Below are 17,982 nucleotides of genomic sequence, written 5' to 3' on the forward strand. Positions count from 1 at the left end.
GGAATGCCTGGCCGTCGTTCCCTTTTTTCGCCCGCAGAACATCGCGGTGATTATTAATTGCGTGACCCGGCCGTTATTCGCAAGGACGGTCGAAGCTCCTACAGTCATTCACGCCGCCGGAATTCCGGACGGAGATTCGTATCGACAGCGGGAGTTCTTCATGTCGTTGACCGACAAGGCAGACGTCAGCACGTTCGTCGACCTCACCCAGCACGAGATCGAAGCCCTGAAGACCCGGTTCAACCTTGCCGACGCGCACACCCACCAGCGGCAGTCCACCTCCCAGGAGCGGATCGTCTCGCGGCTTCCCGAGCTGTGGCACGAGTCCGAGTCGAAGCAGCAGGCGCACTTCGAGCGGCAGTTCCTGGACGCCTTCTTCCGGCTGCACCAGCAGCCCACCGCCCGTGCGATGGGCCGCACGCTCCTTTCGTACTCCGCGAGCGTGTCGACCATGGTCGCCGGCATGTTCCTCAAGCAGCGCGGCATGTCGGTGCAGTTGGTCGAGCCCTGCTTCGACAACCTGGTCGACCTGCTGCGCAACATGCAGGTGCCGATCGCCCCGTTCGCCGAGTCCGCGCTGCACGACAAGGACGCCATCTACGAGCGCCTCGTCGAGGAGATCACCGCGGACGCGATCTACCTCGTCGACCCCAACAACCCCACCGGGTTCACCCTGCTCGCCGAGAAGCTGGAGGGCTTCCGCGAGGTCGTCCGCTACTGCGTGGACCACGACAAGGTCCTGGTGATGGACTTCTGCTTCGCGTCCTTCGCGCTCTGTGACGAGGGCATCGGCCGGGTGGACATCTACCGGCTCCTGGAGGAGTCCGGCGTCACGTACATGGTCATGGAGGACACCGGCAAGACCTGGCCGATCCAGGACGCCAAGTGCGCCATGATCACGGCCAGCCAGGACATCCAGGAGGAGGTCTACAACCTCCACACCAGCGTCCTCCTGAACGTCTCGCCGTTCGTCCTCAACATGGTCACGCAGTACGTCGAGGACTCCATCACCGACGGTTTCGCCTCCGTCCGCGACATCATCCGCACCAACGGCGAGGCCGCCCGCAACGCCCTCAGCGGCACCATCCTGGAGTTCCAGGAGCCGGTCGTCGGCACCAGCGTCGCCTGGTTCCGCATCAAGCCGGAGCATCTGACCGCCACCCAGCTCCAGGCCGTCCTCTTCGACGAGGAGGTGTACGTCCTGCCGGGCACGTTCTTCTACTGGAACACCAAGGAGAAGGGCGAGCGCTTCGTGCGCCTGGCCCTGGCCCGCGAGCCGGAGCTGTTCGCCGGCGCGATGGAGCGGATGCGGAAGGTGCTCGAGCGCTATGCCGTCTGACACCGACCCGGTGGTGTTCATCGACGCCACCACGTTCATGGGCATGCACAGCAAGGACGACGCGGTCCGCGTGGCCGCCAAGGCCTTCTTCGCCGGCCGGCTGGCCGCGGGGGACGCGGGCGGGGTCGTCATGAGCTGGGAGCAGGTCGGCCGCTGCGACGACCTCGTGTGGGGCTACGAGCGGGAACTGCAGGACGATTACTACCCGTTCATGGACGTCCTCCACACGGACCTGGCGATCGACCGGATCGGCTACGCCGAGGACGACGTCCGCCGGGCCTTCACCGAGCCCGCGCTCGACGGTCTGCCCACCCATGAACGCCTGCTGCTCGCCCAGGTCATCGGCCGCGGGGGCGTGCTCCACACGGCGAGCCCCCGGCTCGTCCGGGCGGCGGCCGGCCTGCCCGTCGTACCGCTGGCCCCGCTCGCCCCGGCCGACGCTCCCGCCCTCGGCGAGGAGCCGTCGTTCCCCGCGTACCTGGAGGACCTCTACCGGCGGTCGCTGGTCCTGAAGGTCGTCTCCGAAACCCTCTGAAGTCGTTCCGAAGGGCACCCCACTCATGCCTGGCACCTACTCCGGGACCGTCGTCCCGCTGATCACCCCGTTCGACGAGCACGGCGTCGTCGACGAGCCGAGCGTCGTCCGTCTCCTGGACCACATCCGCACCGAGGTCAACGGCTTCATGCCGGCCCTGACCTCCGGCGAGGGCTGGAAGCTCGACGCGCGGCAGTGGCAGGACGTCGTCACGTACACCGTCCGGCACGCGGGCGGTCTGCCCGTCCTCGCCGGCATCCAGCTCCCCGGCACCGACGAGGTGATCGACCGGGCCCGGACGGCGGCCGCGATCGGCGCCGACGCCGTCGTCGTCACCACGCCGTTCGGCGCCGAGGTGACGCAGGACGGGATCGTCGAGCACTACAAGGCGATCCGCGCGGCCCTCGACATCCCGATCTTCCTCTACAACGAGGAGGCGCTCTCGGGCAATCGCATCGAGTTCGACACCCTGATCCGGATCTGCAAGGAGATCCCGGGGATCGTCGGCATCAAGGAGTCCAGCGGCGACGCCGCCTTCACCCGGAACATGGCCGAGGCCGGCACCGGCATCCCGGTCTTCGAGGGCTGGGAGAACCTCCTCGTCGACGCCCGCGGCATCGACGGCTTCATCGGCCCGCTGGCCAACCTCGAACCCTCGCTGTGCAACGCGATGCTGGTCGACCCGACCCCCGACCGGCAGGCGGAGATCAACGCCGTCTGCGAGCGGTACGGCGTCTTCAAGGACGACTGGTACCGCTGGGTCAAGAAGGAACTGCACCAGCGCGGCGTGATCGCCTCCCCGACCGTGCACGAGGAGGCGAAGGCGGCATGAGCACCATCCCCGCCGCTCCCTCCGCGTCCGCGCCGGCCGCGTCCGCCGTCCCGGTGGCCGCGCACTCGGTCACCGCCCCGGCCGCGACCTCCCAGCGCGAGCTGCACAGCCTCTACCGGCGGGTCCCCAACCTCGGCGACTACGGGTCGATGACCGCGATCGAGGAGCGCTGGATCCTGCCCAAGGCGCGGGCGTACGAGACCTCCGCGCCCCGGTTCGGCTCGCCCGGCGAGCTTCTCCAGGCGCTCAAGGAGTTCCTCGCCGAGGAGGAGGCCTCGCTCCCGGAGAGCGCCACCTTCCTCGCCGAGCACGCGACCCTCGATCAGTTCAAGGTCGTGGTGCGGCAGTTCGCGCTCGACGGTCTCACCGAGTCGGAGTCGCTGCTCCCGGTCGTGCCCCGGCTCCCGTACCGCTCGGCGATGGCGGTCTTCCGCGTCCTCATCGACGAACTCGGCTGCGGCAACGAGGAGAAGGCGCACTCCCAGCTCTACCGCGACCTGCTCACCGAGCTCGGCATGAGCCTCCGGCTCGACGACTACCTCGACGAGACGACCCCGGAGTGCTTCGCCTACGTCAACATGTTCCACTGGCTGGCGAGCCGGGCCCCCTCGCCCCAGTACTTCCTGGGCGCGTACGCCTACTTCGAGACCAGTGTGCTGTACGCCTTCCAGAGCTTCGCACGGGCGGCGCGGCGGCTCGGGATCACCCACGACGCCTACTACACCGAGCACCTCTACATCGACTCGTACCACAGCAGTCATATGCGTACGGCGATCCGCTCGCTGGAGGAGCCGGACCTGGCGAAGATCTGGGCGGGCGTGCGACTGGCCTCCGACATCGTCGGCACGGCCACGGAGGCGGCCGTCGCGCGAGCCCGGGAGACCGTCGCATGACGGCCGTGCCCGCGGGGCGGCGGCGGGACTCCGACGAGCCCACCGTCCGCCAGGTGACCGAGGACCTGGTCCTCGTCGAGGTCGGCGGCCGCAAGGTCCTCGCGGCCGCCCTCTGCCCCCACCGCGGGGGCCGGCTCAAGTACGGCAGGGTCGACGGGGACAGGCTGCGCATCACCTGCCCCCTGCACCACACCACCTTCGACCTGACCAGCGGAGAGCGCATGTCGGGCGCGGCGTGCGCGGCCCTCCGCGTGGTGGACGTCCTGCCCGGGGACCTCGGCGTCCCCGGGCAGCGCGACCCCGCTCACGACAGCTGGACGGCCGCCCCCACCCAAGCGGCCGCCCCCGAGACCGCCCCGTCCGGGGGCGCCTCATGACCACCACACCGACCGGGGCGGCGTCCACCGTGGCGCCGCCCCGCGCGGCGGTCGACCACGACGGCATCGCGCCGGTGCCCGAGGCCGAACGCACTTCCACCCCAGGCGACTTCGGCTGGATCTGGCCTTCCGCGCAGTTCTCCTTCGGCACGGTCGTGCTCGGCGCGCTGCCCGTCGTCTTCGGCCTGGGCTGGTGGGTCTCCGCGAGCGCCATCGCCGTCGGCGTGGCCGTCGGCACGGCGCTGCTCGCCCCGCTCGCCCGCTTCGGCGTCCGGACCGGCACCAACGATCCCGTGTCGAGCGGCGCGCACTTCGGCGTACGGGGCAGGGTCGTCGGCAACGTCCTCACGGTGGTGACCGCGCTCGGCTTCTTCGCCATCGCGGTGTGGACGGGCGGCACCGCCGTCATGGTCGCCGGCCACCGGCTGTTCTCCACCCCCACGGGCCCGGGCGCGCTGACCGCCGCGATGTTCGTGACGGCGGCGGCGGTCGCGCTGGTCGCCGTACGCGGCCACGAGACACTCGTCCGTACGTACAAGGTCACCGCGGTCACCGGCGGCGCCGTCCTCCTCGGCACCGTGCTCGTCCTCGCCCCGGACTTCGACGCGGGCTACGCCGGCGGGACGCTCGCGCTCGACAGCACCTTGCACACCTGGCTGCTCGCGGCGACCGCGTCCGCCACCGTGCCCCTGTCGTACGCCACCTTCCAGGGCGACTACACCCGCTACATGCCCTCCTCCACGCCCACCGGCCGGGTCGTGCGGGCCAGCGGGATCTCCATGTTCCTCAGCAGTCTCGCCGCGCTGCTCACCGGCGCGTACGTGACGACCCTCTTCCCCGTGCCCGACGAACCGTGGCTCCAGGGGCTGACGGACGCGGTACCCGGCTGGTTCGCGGTCGCGGTCGTCCTCTTCGGCTTCGCGGGCACCCTGCCGCAGGCCGGGCTCTGTCTGTACGCGGCCGGGCTCTCCGCCAACTCCGTGTTCTGGCGCTCCTCACGGGCCGCCGTCACCACGGTGGTCGCGGTGCTGGCGGCGGCCGTGCTGTACCTCGGAGCGGTCGTGTACGACGCCATGGACGCGATGTCGGCGTTCGTGACGCTGCTGCTCACCGTCGTCGCCCCGTGGGCGGCCGTGCTCTTCGTCGGGTACGTGCTCCACCGGGGCCGGTACGACGCGGAGGCGCTGCGCACGTTCACCACGGGCGGCGGCGGCCGCTACTGGTACACCGGCGGGGTCAACCCGCGGGCCGCCGCGGCCTTCGCGCTCGGCTCGGCCGTCGGAATCCTCTGGGTCAACAACCCCCTCTACACGGGCCCGTTGACCGACCTCACGGGCGGGGTCGACCTGAGCCTGCCGGCCTCCTTCGCGGTCGCCGCCGTGCTGTACGGGGTGCTGTGCCGGGTGTGGCCTGAGCCGCTGCTGCCGCCGACACGAGTTTCGAGGTGACGATGTCCACCACAGTCCCGCTCACCGCCCGGCTCACGGTCCGGTCGGTCGTCCCCGAGGCCGAGGGCGTCCTGGGGCTCGTACTCACCGATCCGACGGGCGCCGAGCTGGCCCCGTGGGAGCCCGGCGCCCATCTGGAGGTGACGCTGCCGTCCGGGGCGGTCCGGCACTACTCGCTCTGCGGGGACCCCGCGGACCGGAGCACGTACCGGCTCGGGGTGCTGCGGGAGCGCGACGGCCGGGGCGGGTCGGAGGAGGTCCACACCGCCGTCGGCGCGGGGACGGTCCTCGGGGTGAGGGGCCCGTTCAACCGCTTCCCGCTGGTGCCCGCCGAGCGGTACCTGTTCATCGCGGGCGGCATCGGCATCACCCCGCTGCTTCCGATGGTCCGCTCGCTTCCGCCGGGGTCGTGGTCCCTGCTGTACGGGGGCCGGAGCCTGCCGGCCATGGCGTACCGCGAGGAGCTCGCCGTACTCCCCGGGGTCACCCTCGTCCCGCAGGACACGGCGGGGCTGCCCGATCTGGACGGCGTCCTGGCGGGGCTCCCGGCGGAGACGGCCGTGTACTGCTGCGGGCCCGAGGGACTGCTGCGGGCGGTGGAGGAACGGTGGCCGGGTCCCCTGCACACGGAACGGTTCGGGGCGGCGGCCGCCCGGGACCCCGGGGCGGAATCCGGAACGGCCTCCGGCGAGGCCTCCGGGGCGGGCGGCTTCGAGGTGGAGCTGCGGCGGAGTGGGCGGACCGTGCACGTCCCGCCCGGTCGCACCCTGCTCGACGCCGTGCGCGAGGTGGTCCCCGGTGTCGCGTACTCCTGCGAGGAGGGCTTCTGCGGCACCTGCGAGACGAAGGTGATCGCAGGGACGCCCGAGCACCACGACTCCGTCCTCGGCGAGGACGAGAAGGCCTCGGGGGCGACGATGATGATCTGCGTGGGGCGCTCGCGCGGCGCCCGGCTCGTGCTCGACCTGTGACGCGCCGTCGACCGGTGACGCGCCGCCGGTCCGTGACGCGCCCTTGATCTGTGACGCGACCTTGATCTGTGACATGAAGTGATCGTGACGCGGCGTGATCCGCGACGCGATGTGATCCACGAAGCGCGGAAGCCCGTACCGATACCTCGGTACGGGCTTCCGTGTGGGCGTGGCCGCCCGGTGTCAGGGGAAGACCACCAGGGCCCGGCCGCCCTTGCCCGCGAGCATGTTCTCGAAGGCGCCCGGGATGCCGTCCAGGGTGATCCGCTCGGTGACGAGCGCGCTCAGGTCGAGTCGGCCGGCGCGGATGTGCCCGGCGAGGACCGGCAGGTCGACGGCCGGGTTCGAGTTGCCGTAGACGCAGCCCGCGAGGGTGCGGCCCCAGTGGAAGATCTCCAGGGCGTTGAAGGTGACCTGCTGGTCCTTGCCCCCGATGCCGACGACCGTGGTGCGGCCGCCGCGCCGGGTGGAGTCCCAGGCGGTCCGGATGGTGACGGCGCGGCCGACGCACTCGACGGCCACGTCGACGCCCTGGCCCCCCGTCAGCTTCCGGATCTCCTTCGCCGTCGTCTCCGAGGCGACGACGTACTCGGTGGCACCGGCCGCCCGCGCGAGCGCCTCCTTCTCCGGGGAGACGTCCACGGCGACGATCGTCGAGGCGCCCGCGATCCGGGCGGCCTGGAGCGTGGCGAGCCCCACCCCGCCGACGCCGAACACCGCTACCGTCTCGCCCTCGCGGACCCGGGCGGAGTGGTGGACCGCGCCCCAGCCGGTGAGCACGGCGCAGCCGAGGAGGGCGGCGTCGGTGAGCGGCACGCCGTCGGGCACCGGGAGAACGCAGCCCGCGGCGACGACGGTCTCCTCGGCGAAGGCGGCGACGTTGAGACCGGGGTGGAGGTCCGTGCCGTCCTGGGTGCGGGCGTGGATGTTCGCGGTGCCGGTGAGCGCGTTGACGCAGAGCCAGACCTCGCCGAGCGAGCAGGGGTGACAGTCTCCGCAGGAGGGCGCCCAGTTGAGGACGACACCGTCGCCGGGCGAGACGTGGGTGACGCCCTCGCCGACGGAGACGACGGTCCCCGCGCCCTCGTGGCCGAGGACGGCGGGCACCGGCACGCGCATGGTGCCGTTGGAGAGCGACAGGTCGGAGTGGCAGACTCCGGCGGCCGCGAGCCGGACCCGGACCTGGCCGGGGCCCGGCTCGGGGAGTTCGATGCCGGTGATCTCCAGCGGGGAGCCGACGGAGGGCAGGACGGCGGCGCGGATCAGGCTCACGTGCGGTGCTCCTCGGGAGTCGCATGGACGGGGTGGGGCGGTCGGGCCGGTCAGGCCGACCGGCCCGGTCGGGCCGGTGGGTGGCTCAGAACTGCAGGGACTTGGTCTGGAGGTACTCGGTGAGGCCGTGCGCGCCCAGCTCCCGGCCCACGCCGGACTGCTTGTACCCGCCGAAGGGGGCCAGCGGGTTGAACCGGCCGCCGTTGATGTCGACCTGGCCGGCCTCCATGCGACGGGCGAAGGCGACGGCCTCCTCGGGGTCGCCCCAGACCGCTCCGGCGAGGCCGTACACGGTGCCGTTGGCGATGGCGAGGGCCTCCTCCTCGTCCTCGTACCTGAGGAGCGAGACGACCGGTCCGAAGATCTCCTCCTGCGCGATGGTCATCTCCGGGGTGACGTCGGCGAAGACGGTCGGGGAGACGTAGTAGCCGGCCTCCAGCGGGGCCTCGGGGCCGCCGGCGACGAGCCGGGCGCCCTCCGCGACGCCCTTCTCGATGTAGCCGCGGACGCGCTCCTGCTGCTTGGCGTTGACCAGGGGGCCGAGACGCTCGCCGGGGACGTACTTGGCGACGGCCTCGACGGCGAGCGCCACCGCCTCCTCGTACCGGTCCGCGGGGATCAGCATCCGGGTCCAGGCGCTGCACTTCTGACCGGAGTTGGACATCACGTTGGCCACGCCGACGGAGACGGCCTTGGCGAGGTCGGCGCTCGGCAGGATCACGTTGGCGGACTTGCCGCCGAGTTCGAGGGCGACCCGCTTGACGGCGCCGCCCGCGAGGGCGCCGATGCGGCGGCCGACGGCGGTGGAGCCGGTGAAGGAGACGAGGTCCACGTCGGGGTGCTCGGCGAGGGCCTGCCCCGCGACCGGGCCGAGGCCGGTGACCAGGTTGAAGACGCCCGCCGGCAGACCGGCCTCGTGCACGGCCTCGGCGAAGAGCTGGGCGGTCAGCGGGGTGTCCTCGGCGGGCTTGAGGACGGTCGTGCAGCCGGCGGCGAGGGCCGGGGCGACCTTGGCGACGACCTGGTGGAGCGGGAAGTTCCAGGGGGTGATCGCGGCGACGACGCCGACGGGCTCGGCATAGACGGTGGAGTTGCCGACCTTCTCCTCGAAGGGGTGGGTGGCGGCGAGGTCCGCGTACGTACCCGCCACGGCGATCGGCAGTCCCGCGTGCACGGCGGCGGCGAGCTGCGGCGGAGCGCCGAGCTCGGCGGTGACGGTGGCGGCGATCTCCTCCGCGCGGGCGGCGAGCGCGTCGCGCAGGGCGGCGATCCGGGCGCCGCGCTCGGCGGGCGGGGTCGCGGCCCAGCCGGGCAGGGCGGCGCGGGCGGCGCGTACGGCCGCGTCGACGTCCTCGGCGGTGCCGGCCGGGACGTGGGCGATGACCTGCTCGTCCGCCGGGTTGAGGACGGCGATCGTGTCGGGACCGGCGGCGGGCCGCCACTCGCCGCCGATGTACATCGCGTCGTGCGCCTTCATCCGATGTCTCCTCACACTACCGACCGGTTCGACACCCAAACTAGCGCTGTTAGTTTTTGGGCGCCAGGGCCTTCGGGCGTGCCCCCGGTCTCAGTACCGAACCGATCGTGCCGCCCCTTCGCACCCACTGTCCACGGCAGGACCGGACAGACGCCGGACGCCGGAACCGGCCCCCGGCACCCGGACAGGGTTCCGGGCGGTGGTCCCGACCTGCCGGGTTCGCGCCGCGAGGGCGCCCCTCTGCCGGGGTTCGCGCCGTGAGGGATCCCGCCGTGGGGGCGGGTTCTCCACCGGGCAGGTCCCGGCACGACGCCGCGTCCGGCGGGCGCGCACCGGGTGGTGCGGCCCGCCGGACGCGGCGGGGAAGGGGCCGACGGAGCGGCTGGGATCCGTCGGACCGTGGTTTCAGATCTGCTGGGCGATGTCCGTGAGGTGGGCGAAGACGACGATGTTCGCCTCGTAGCCCTTTCCGGGGTCGAAGGCTCCGCCACAGGTGAGCAGCCTCAGTTCGGGCCGTCCGGTGGAGCCGTACACCTCCTTGTCTGGGAAGTCGGTCTTGGCGTACGTGACGACACGGTCGACCGTGAAGACGGCGACCTTGCCGTCGGCGCGGGCGACCCGGACGGTGTTGCCGGGACTGAGCGAGTCGAGACTGACGAAGATGGCGGGGCCGGTACGGGTGTCACGGTGGCCGACGACGACGGCGGTCCCGCGCTCACCCGGGGTGACCCCCTTCGCGTACCAGCCGACGACCAGGGGGTTGTCGATGGGCGGTGTGGCGAGCCGCCCTTCGCCGTCGAGACCGAGCTCCATCACGGGGGCCTCGATGGTGATGGCCGGTACGGCGACGGTGGTCGGACGCGAGCGGGCGAGCGGCGCGGGCGGGGGCGACGGTACGGCCTTCGGCCTCGCCCTGGGCGGCACCTTGGGCTTCGCCTCCGGTTTCACCGTGGACCTCGCCTCGGGCTGCGCCCCGGGCTTGGTCCCGGGCTTCGTCTCGGACTTCGTCCCGGGCTTCGCCTTGTGGTCCAGGGCCGCCGGCGCTCCGACCGCCGCGGCCGCCCGGCCGGGAGCGGCCGGAGCGGCGGCGAGCGCCGCACCGGCCGGTTCCTCGTCACCGGCCCACCAGACGCAGCCGGTCACCAGTACCAGGGTGACCGCCATGGTTCTGGCGAGCCGGAACAGGCGCCGTTGACGGCGCGTGAGGCGCGAGGACCTACGCGGCGCCATTGTCGCGGCGGCGCGAGCGGCGGATCAGGACCAGTCCGGCCGTACCGGCGAGACCGGCGGCGACGGCCGCCCCGATGCCGAAGTTGGACGAGTCGTCGGCGGCGACCTCCGCGCTGCCTCCGCCGCCGGCGCCGACCGGTCCGTGCGGGGGCCTGTGGTGACCGTAACCGCCGTTGCCGTTCCCGCCGTTGCCGTTGCCCCCGTTCCCGTTCCCGCCGTTCCCGTTGCCGCCGTTGCCGTTGCCACCGTTGCCACCGTTCGGGCAGTTGACGCGGAAGACCTTCGACTTCGGCGCGCCGTTCTGGCCCACCCAGGTCCATTCGACCTTGTACATGCCGGACGCCAGGCCGGTGATGTCGTCCGTGTGTCCGTCACCGTTGCTGTCGACGGCGATGCTGCCGTTCTTCAGCGACGGATCCTGGTTGCCTGGCTGACCGGGCTGCTCGTAGATGTTCCATTGGATGCTCTGCAGGCCGTCGAAGTTGAAGGCCGCGAAGCGGAAGATGCACCCGACCTGGGGCTCGTTGGCCTGGCTGGTGTCGGGGGTGCCCTGCCGGTGAACCTTGACGTCGCCGTTGTCGCCGGGCGCGGCGAAGGCCGCCGGCGCGCCGGCGAGGGTCACGCCGCCGAGCGCCAGGGTGGCGAACGCCGCGCGGAGCAGGGTGCGGGTGTGGGGGGTCGCCATGAGGGAGGTCCTCCAGTCGTGAGTGAAGACAGCGGACGCGTATTGCGATAATCCGACTATCTGTCACGACCTGGACACAGAAGGTGACGGCGCGGCCGCGTCGTCCCCGTCTCCACCCGTCCGGCCCACTCCCGTCGCGCGCCCCTCCCGGCGCGGACCGGGCCATGCCGCGCCGGGAGCCCAGGAGCGGCTCAGATGATGCCGAAGAGGATCCCCGACACGAGGACGACCAGCGAGGTCAGCGCGGCCCACTTCACCGTGAACCTGGTGTGGTCGCCGAACTCCACCTTCGCCATGCCGACGAGGACGTACACGGCGGGGACCAGCGGGCTCGACATGTGCAGCGCCTGGCCCACCAGGGAGGCCCGTGCGATCTCCAGGGGCGAGACGCCGTGAGCGGCACCCGCCTCGGCGAGGACCGGCACGACGCCGAAGTAGAAGCCGTCGTTCGACATGAAGTAGGTGAGCGGGATGCTGAGCACGCCGGTGACCAGGCCCATGTGCGGGCCCATGCCCTCGGGGATGGCACCGACGAGCCAGTCGGCCATGTGCTTGACCATGCCCGTGCCGGTGAGGACACCGGTGAAGACCGCGGCGGCGAAGACCATGCCGGAGACGTTGAGGACGTTGTCGGCGTGGGCGGCGATACGCGCCTTCTGCTCGGCCGTCTTCGGGTAGTTGACGGTGAGCGCGAGCGCGGCGCCGAGCAGGAACAGCACCGGGATCGGCATCAGTTCGAGGATCATCGCGGCGAGCAGCGCGACCGTCAGTCCGGCGTTGAACCAGTACAGCCCGGGGCGCAGGGTCGCCCGGTTCGGGTCGAGCCCCTGGAACCCCTCGTCCTCCCCCTCGCCCTCCCCGGTGCCCGGGACCGCGCCCGGCGCGCCCCCGGAAGCGCCGACGGGCTTCTTCGTCAGGTCCACGGCACCACCGGCACCACCGCTGCCACCACCGGCACCCGCCGTGACGAGCACGGTGTCGGTCTCGGGCACCAGGACCTCGTCGAGCGTGAGGTAGCCGATGCGCTTCCGCTCGCGGCGCCCGAGGACGTACGCCAGGACGAACACGAAGAGCAGGCCCATGCCGAGCGCCGGAATCATCGGTACGAAGACATCGCCGGCGTCCAGCTTCAGCGCGGTAGCGGCGCGGGCCGTGGGGCCGCCCCAGGGCAGGGTGTTCATGACGCCGTTCGCGGTGGCGGCGACACCCGTCATGACCACCAGGCTCATGCCGAGCCGCTTGTAGAGCGGGTACATCGCGGAGACGGTGATCATGAACGTGGTCGAGCCGTCGCCGTCCAGCGACACGATCGCGGCGAGCACCGCCGTACCCACGACGATCCTTACCGGGTCCGCCTTGCAGAAGCGCAGGATGCCCCGGACGATCGGGTCGAAGAGGCCGACGTCGATCATCACCCCGAAGTAGACGATGGCGAACATCAGCATCGCCGCCGTCGGTGCCAGCTTGCCGACGCCTTCGATGACGTAGTCGCCGAGCTGGGCCCCCTGCCCGACCGCCACGCAGAACAGCGCGGGGATCAGCACGAGTGCCGCGATCGGCGACATCTTCTTCATCATGATCAGGACCAGAAAGGTCGCGATCATGGCGAAACCGAGGACGGTCAGCATGGAGGACACCTCACGTTCACCCTTGAACTCCCGCCGAGCGGCGGTCCGGATGACGGTAGGTGCCCCCTTCTGCCGTTAACAAGACGTTGACGCGTGAGCAATACGAGCAAAACCCCAGGTCACGGCATGGGTCAAGGCAGGGACCCCGACGGGGGTCACGGCAGGGGCGAGACCTGGACCGGGAAGCCGTTCAGCACGGCCGTGCCCGACAGGGGGTCGAGCCGGGAGCCGTCGAGCAGCTGGTTGACATTGACTCCGGGGCGCGCGGACGCGACGGTCAACCGGGTGCCCGGCCGGTCGTGACCCCAGCCGTGCGGAAGGCTCACCACCCCCGGACGCACCCCGTCGGTCACCTCGACCGGCACCTCCAGCTCGCCGCCCTCGCCCTTGACGCGGGCGAGGCCGCCGTCGGCGAGCCGCAGCCGGGCCGCGTCGTCGGGGTGCACCTGGAGGGTGCACCGGTTCGTACCGCCGCCGAGCGCCGGGGTGTTGTGCAGCCAGCTGTTGTTCGAGCGCAGGTGGCGGCGCCCGACCAGCTGGACGCTGCCGGAGTCGGGTACGACGTCGAGCGCGGCCCGCAGCCGGGGCAGGTCGTCGGCGAGCGGCGCGGCGAACAGCTCGATCCGTCCGCTGCGGGTCTTGAGGACCTGCGGGACACGCGGCTTGAGCGGGCCGAGGTCGATGCCGTTCGGGTGGGCCCGCAGCTCGTCGAGGGTGAGCCCGTACGGGCCGAGGCGCAGCATCATGTCCAGCCGGCGCTCGGGCCCGGTGTCCCCGGTGAGCCCCGCGGCGAACTCCTCGGGGTCCGCCCCGTACGCCGGTGAGTGCTCCTGGGTCACCGCCTTCGCGAGGGTGGTGTCGATCGCGAGCTGGTCGACGGCGGACGGCGGAGCCCCGTGCATCCCGGAGACGGCGAGGATCAGCCGGGCATGGATCTCGCACTCGTCCATCCGGTCCGCCTCCAGGGGGACGGCGGCCGGGGTGTAGCGGACCTGGTCACGGACGGCGAGGGCGTTGAAGGCGAAGTCGAAGTGGGCGCTCCTGGAGGGCGGGGGCGGCGGCAGCAGGACGTCGGCGTGGCGGGTGGTCTCGTTGAGGTACGGGTCGACGGCGACCATCAGGTCGAGGGAGCCGAGCGCCGCGTCGAGGCGGTCCCCGTCGGGTGCGGACAGGACGGGGTTGGAGGCGACGGTGATCAGGGCCCGGATGCGGCCCTCCCCCGGGGTCTCGATCTCCTCGGCGAGCGCGACCATCGGCAACTCCCCCTTGACCTCGGGGTGGTGCGAGACCCGGCTGTGCCGGCGGCCGAGGGCGAAGCCCCTGCCGGGTCCCGCGGGGCGCGGCGCGGGCGCGGTGGCGGAGAGCGGGAAGAGGGCGCCGCCGGGCCGGTCGAGGTTGCCGGTGAGGATGTTGAGGACGTCGACGAGCCAGTTGGCGAGCGTGCCGTACTCCACGGTGGAGCTGCCCATCCGCCCGTAGACGGCGGCGGTGGGCGCTGCGGCGAGCTCCCGGGCGAGGGCGCGGATGGTGTCCGCGTCCACGTCGCTGGCGTCGGCGACCGCCTCGGGGCTGAACTCCCGTACCGCAGCCCTTACGTCCTCGACCCCCTCCACGTGGGCGGCGAGCGGGCCGAGGTCGGTGAGCCCCTCCTCGAAGAGGGTGTGGACGAGCGCGGCGAGGAGGAACGCGTCGGCGCCGGGGCGGATGGCGACGTGCCGGTCGGCGAGCCGGGCGGTGCGGGTGCGCCGGGGGTCGACGACGGTGAGGGTGCCGCCGCGCCCGCGCAGTGCCTTGAGCCTGCCGGGGAAGTCGGGGGCGGTGCACAGGCTTCCGTTGGAGTCCAGCGGGTTGGCTCCGAGGATCAGCAGGTGATCGGTGCGGTCCAGGTCCGGCACGGGGATCGCGAAGGGGTCTCCGAACAGCAGGCCGCTGGAGACGTGCTTGGGCATCTGGTCGATCGTCGACGCCGTGAACAGGTTCCGGGTGCGCAACGCACCGATCAGCAGGGGCGGGTAGAGGGCGCCGGCGATCGTGTGCACATTGGGGTTGCCCAGGACGATACCCACGGCATCCGGCCCGTACTCCTCGATCAGCGGACGGATTCTCGCCGCGATCGTGTCGAACGCCTCCTCCCAGGTCACCTCCTGGAGCCGCCCGTCCTTCCTGACCAGCGGGGTGCGGAGCCGGTCGGGGTCGGCGTCGATCCCGGGGAAGGCGGCCCCCTTGGGGCAGATGAACCCCTGGCTGAACACGTCCTCGCGGTTTCCGCGCGCCCCGGTGACCCGGGACCCGTCGATCGTCAGGGTCAGTCCGCAGGTCGCTTCGCAGAGGGGGCAGATGCGCAGGACGGTGGACATGGCGTCTCCCTGGGGCAGCGTCGGGTCGGGGCCGGGGCGTCGGCCCGCCGCGAGCATACCGACCGGTAGGCACGCCCGGGAGGGTTACGACAGGGAGGGCGAGAGATAGGCGTGGAGGAGTTGCCGGGTCTCGTCGATGACGGCCGGGTCGCCCTCGGGGGCGGCACGGAAGGCGAGCCGGACGAGAGTGTCGGCGGTCTCGACGCCGACCCGGACCTTGCGCCGCAGCGTCTCGTCGGCGGGACGGCCGAGGTGGGCGGCGAGCAGATCGCAGATCCGCTCCGCGACCAGGCCGTTGGGGTCCTCGCCCGCCTCCTCGGCGGCCGGCACGCCGAAGTCGACGAGGGCGAAGCCGGGGGCGGTCCGCTTCATGGCGATGAACTCGTCGAGGACACCGTCGATGGCCGCGCGGGGGTCGGGGTCGGCGGTGGCGTCGAGGTGGGCGGCGATCCGCTCGGCGTACCGGTCGAGGTTCCGGTGGGCGAGCGCGGCGACCATGGCCCGCTTGTTGTCGAAGAAGCGGTAGACGGAGCCGATGGGGACTCCCGCACGGACTGCGACGGCACGGGTGCTCAGCTGCTCGTAACCGGTCTCGTCGAGCAGTTCGGCGCAGGTGTCGAGGATCCGGGCGAGCCGCTCGGCGCTCCGCTGCTGCACGGGGGCCCGGCGCAGCGTGGACGGGGTCTGGGCGTGGGACTGGGGCACGGGGTCCATGATGCCGCTCCGGCCGTCCTGCCGGGCCGGCCAGGGCGCGGAACCGTCCGCGACGACGGCGCCCGGTCGCTCGGTCGCTCGGACGGGCAGTTCCGGGGCCTCGGGCGAGTGCCGTGCGCCGAGACCGGACGCGGGTGTGCGGTCAGGCGATCAGCAGGCCGATACCGCCGAGGGTGTACGCGATCATCAGCGCGAACAGCGGGAGTTGGCCGGCGATCGCGCGGTCGGGCGGGAAGAGGCGCACGGACCGGTCGTGGGCGGCGACGACACCGAGGACGTGGCCGGTGACGATCGCGGCGACCTGAAGCGTCGCGAGGCCTCCGGGACCCAGGAACGGGGCGGGTGCGAGGGCGTTGTCAGTGCCCCCTGCCATCATGACTGTGCGTGGTCCCTCGGTGACGAAGAGCGAGAAGTAGTGGGCGACGAGGTAGCCGAGGGCGATGGGCAGGAGCGAGTGGGCGAAGGAGGTGAGAGGGGTGGTGAGCGTGCGGTTCATCAGGCGGAGGGCGCCCGCGCAGAGTCCGTAGCAGGCGGCGACGAGGGCGACGGCGGCGAACAGGCCGAGCGTGGCGGTGGGGACGGGGCCGAGGGGTGAGGTCTGGAGGGTGGTGATCCAGCGGGGGTTGTCGGAGAGGCCGTCGTAGGCGGTGGAGCCGAGGAGGACGCAGACGGTGGCGACGAGACCGGGGGTCTGCGGGGTGGCGTCGAGGCCGTGGAAGGGGGAGCGGAGGACGAGCCGGCCGTCGGCGCGGCGGCCGAGTGGGGAGAGCCGGGCGAGCAGGGAGGAGTAGACCTCGAAGGGGTCGGCGTGGGCGAACCATCGGTCGCCGTGGCGGGCGGCGCCGGTGAGCTGGACGCCGGCGTGGAGGGCGAGAGCGGTCAGGAGGGTGGCGGAGGAGGTGTTGTCGGCGGCGACGAGTTCGAGCCAGGTGAAGAGGAGGAGGCCGAGGGCGGCCGGGCGGATGCCGAGGGCGGCCGGCAGCGGACGGGGGTTCCGCGGCGGGTACAGGGAGTGGACGGCACGCAGGGGGTTGAGGAGGCGCCAGACGGGGCCGAGGAGGAGGGAGGCGGGGACGAGTCCGACCCAGAGCAGGACGTAGAGGGCGCCGGGCGCGGGGTTGCGGTCGGGGTCGTCCGGCCCGAGAAGGAGGTGGAGAAGGAAGAGGAGAGCCGCGACGGCGCCGAGGAGCCGGAGCGCGGTGCGGGTGGCGGGGGCGTCGGCGGCCTGCTGGAGGGCGACGGGGAGCGGGCGCCCCGAGAGGTCGCCGCGGAAGCGGGAGGAGGACCAGAGCAGTCCGAGGGCGAGGAAGGAGATGAGGAGCGCGGCGAAGGCGCCCGCGTAGGCGTAGAAGGGCGAGAGGGGGAGGTCGTGCCGGGAGCCCACTCCGTGGGCGAGCGGAAGGCCGAGGCCGGGATCGGGGGTGAGGGCGTGGGCGAGTTGGGCGGTCGGGGTGAGCGTGCCGGTCATCGGACGGCGAGTTGGGTCAGCAGGAGTCCGGACTCGTGGGTCTCGACCTCGAAGAGGCCGGTGCGGTCCACGGTGAGGGTGAGGGTGGCGGGGGTGCCGGGAGAGAGGGGGAGTTCGCGGTCGTAGCCGTGCACATGGAGGGTGTCGGCGCGGTCGCTGGTGACACGGAGGGTGAGGCGTTCCCCCTTCTTCAACTCGACACGGGAAGGGGGTGGCTGGACGGTCGATCCGGAGACGGTGATGGCGACGGTGCGCCCGGTGGCGGTCGGCCGGGGTTTCGGTGCCGGGCTCGGGGGCGCGGCGCCGTCCAGGCGGACGGTGGCCTGGACGGGGGCGCCGGCGACGGCCCAGGTGGTGTGGTCGTCGGCGTGGAGGCGGACGGTGAGGGTGCGGGTGCCGGCCGGTATGTGTCCCCATGGGCTGTAGAGGCGGCCGGCCTCGCGGCCGTCGATCAGGAGGCGGGCGTGGCCGCGGCCCGGGAGGGCCGCGCCGCCGGTGCTGTCGGGGGTGAAACGGAACCTCTCCACCGTGAGGTGGACGTTCCAGCCGCCCTCGGTGTCGGGGCGGGTCTCGACACGGACGGCGGGCGCCTCCGCCGCGGGGAGTTCGCGGAGCCGGTGTCCGCTCTCGTCCCGCGCGGTGAGCAGGGTGCCGGTGCCGCCGGTGGCCTCCTCGTGGCTGGTGCCGGGCTTGTGGTGGGTGGTGGCCCGGCCGCCGCAGCCGGAGAGGAGCAGGGCGGCGGCCGGGCCACCACCC

16 protein-coding genes are annotated in these 17,982 nt (G+C 72.4%); 7 read left to right on the forward strand and 9 right to left on the reverse strand.

The window, feature by feature from the left end; genetic code table 11:
- Positions 1 to 160: 160 nt before the first annotated feature.
- The 7 genes from AOK00_RS19565 to AOK00_RS19595 are packed head-to-tail and all read left to right on the forward strand — an operon-like array spanning position 161 to position 6,395.
- Positions 161 to 1,339, forward strand: coding sequence for an aminotransferase class I/II-fold pyridoxal phosphate-dependent enzyme (locus AOK00_RS19565; protein WP_055601596.1), 1,179 nt, complete (start codon positions 161 to 163; stop codon positions 1,337 to 1,339).
- The gene (locus AOK00_RS19570; protein ID WP_055601597.1) at positions 1,329 to 1,874 is read left to right on the forward strand and encodes a DUF6190 family protein; all 546 of its coding nucleotides are present in this window, start codon (positions 1,329 to 1,331) and stop codon (positions 1,872 to 1,874) included. The genes AOK00_RS19565 and AOK00_RS19570 overlap by 11 nt, the downstream gene beginning before the upstream one ends.
- A 25-nt stretch (positions 1,875 to 1,899) precedes the next feature.
- Positions 1,900 to 2,706, forward strand: coding sequence for a dihydrodipicolinate synthase family protein (locus AOK00_RS19575; RefSeq protein WP_055601598.1), 807 nt, complete (start codon positions 1,900 to 1,902; stop codon positions 2,704 to 2,706).
- On the forward strand, positions 2,703 to 3,599 hold the full coding sequence (locus AOK00_RS19580; protein WP_055601599.1) for an iron-containing redox enzyme family protein: 897 nt from the start codon (positions 2,703 to 2,705) through the stop codon (positions 3,597 to 3,599). The genes AOK00_RS19575 and AOK00_RS19580 overlap by 4 nt, the downstream gene beginning before the upstream one ends.
- Positions 3,596 to 3,976 (forward strand): Rieske (2Fe-2S) protein, encoded by a 381-nt coding sequence (locus AOK00_RS19585; RefSeq protein ID WP_079042084.1) that lies wholly within the window; start codon positions 3,596 to 3,598, stop codon positions 3,974 to 3,976. Before AOK00_RS19580 ends, AOK00_RS19585 begins: the two co-directional genes overlap by 4 nt.
- Positions 3,973 to 5,424, forward strand: coding sequence for a purine-cytosine permease family protein (locus AOK00_RS19590; RefSeq protein ID WP_055601600.1), 1,452 nt, complete (start codon positions 3,973 to 3,975; stop codon positions 5,422 to 5,424). The genes AOK00_RS19585 and AOK00_RS19590 overlap by 4 nt, the downstream gene beginning before the upstream one ends.
- Positions 5,425 to 5,426: 2 nt before the next feature.
- Positions 5,427 to 6,395 carry a PDR/VanB family oxidoreductase gene (locus AOK00_RS19595; RefSeq protein WP_055601601.1) on the forward strand — a complete coding sequence of 323 codons (969 nt, stop codon included), beginning with the start codon at positions 5,427 to 5,429 and terminating at the stop codon, positions 6,393 to 6,395.
- A 183-nt stretch (positions 6,396 to 6,578) separates the two neighbouring features.
- On the opposite strand, the gene AOK00_RS19600 is transcribed toward AOK00_RS19595, so the two are convergent.
- The 9 genes from AOK00_RS19600 to AOK00_RS19640 form a co-directional block, all read right to left on the reverse strand.
- Positions 6,579 to 7,661 (reverse strand): Zn-dependent alcohol dehydrogenase, encoded by a 1,083-nt coding sequence (locus AOK00_RS19600; RefSeq protein WP_055601609.1) that lies wholly within the window; start codon positions 7,659 to 7,661, stop codon positions 6,579 to 6,581.
- Positions 7,662 to 7,752: 91 nt separating this feature from the next.
- Positions 7,753 to 9,144: an aldehyde dehydrogenase family protein gene (locus tag AOK00_RS19605; protein ID WP_055601602.1), complete on the reverse strand. Its 1,392-nt coding sequence runs from the start codon at positions 9,142 to 9,144 to the stop codon at positions 7,753 to 7,755.
- A gap of 405 nt (positions 9,145 to 9,549) precedes the next feature.
- Positions 9,550 to 10,308, reverse strand: coding sequence for a class F sortase (locus AOK00_RS19610; RefSeq protein ID WP_055601603.1), 759 nt, complete (start codon positions 10,306 to 10,308; stop codon positions 9,550 to 9,552).
- 52 nt (positions 10,309 to 10,360) lie between these two features.
- A complete protein-coding gene (locus tag AOK00_RS39120; RefSeq protein WP_055601604.1) occupies positions 10,361 to 11,059 on the reverse strand; it encodes a hypothetical protein in 699 nt (232 codons plus the stop codon).
- Between the two features lie 191 nt (positions 11,060 to 11,250).
- Complete coding sequence (locus tag AOK00_RS19620) at positions 11,251 to 12,687, reverse strand: CitMHS family transporter (protein ID WP_055601605.1); 1,437 nt, start codon at positions 12,685 to 12,687, stop codon at positions 11,251 to 11,253.
- Between the two features lie 155 nt (positions 12,688 to 12,842).
- Positions 12,843 to 15,044: a molybdopterin oxidoreductase family protein gene (locus AOK00_RS19625; protein ID WP_055601606.1), complete on the reverse strand. Its 2,202-nt coding sequence runs from the start codon at positions 15,042 to 15,044 to the stop codon at positions 12,843 to 12,845.
- Positions 15,045 to 15,128: 84 nt separating this feature from the next.
- On the reverse strand, positions 15,129 to 15,758 hold the full coding sequence (locus AOK00_RS19630; RefSeq protein ID WP_055601607.1) for a TetR/AcrR family transcriptional regulator: 630 nt from the start codon (positions 15,756 to 15,758) through the stop codon (positions 15,129 to 15,131).
- A gap of 142 nt (positions 15,759 to 15,900) precedes the next feature.
- A complete protein-coding gene (locus tag AOK00_RS19635) occupies positions 15,901 to 17,226 on the reverse strand; it encodes a hypothetical protein (RefSeq protein ID WP_254047424.1) in 1,326 nt (441 codons plus the stop codon).
- A complete protein-coding gene (locus AOK00_RS19640) occupies positions 17,223 to 17,960 on the reverse strand; it encodes a hypothetical protein (RefSeq protein WP_063886628.1) in 738 nt (245 codons plus the stop codon). The genes AOK00_RS19635 and AOK00_RS19640 overlap by 4 nt, the downstream gene beginning before the upstream one ends.
- Between the last annotated feature and the right edge of the window lie 22 nt (positions 17,961 to 17,982).

This window comes from Streptomyces aureus, from assembly GCF_001418135.1.
Taxonomy (GTDB): Bacteria; Actinomycetota; Actinomycetes; order Streptomycetales; family Streptomycetaceae; genus Streptomyces; species Streptomyces aureus_A.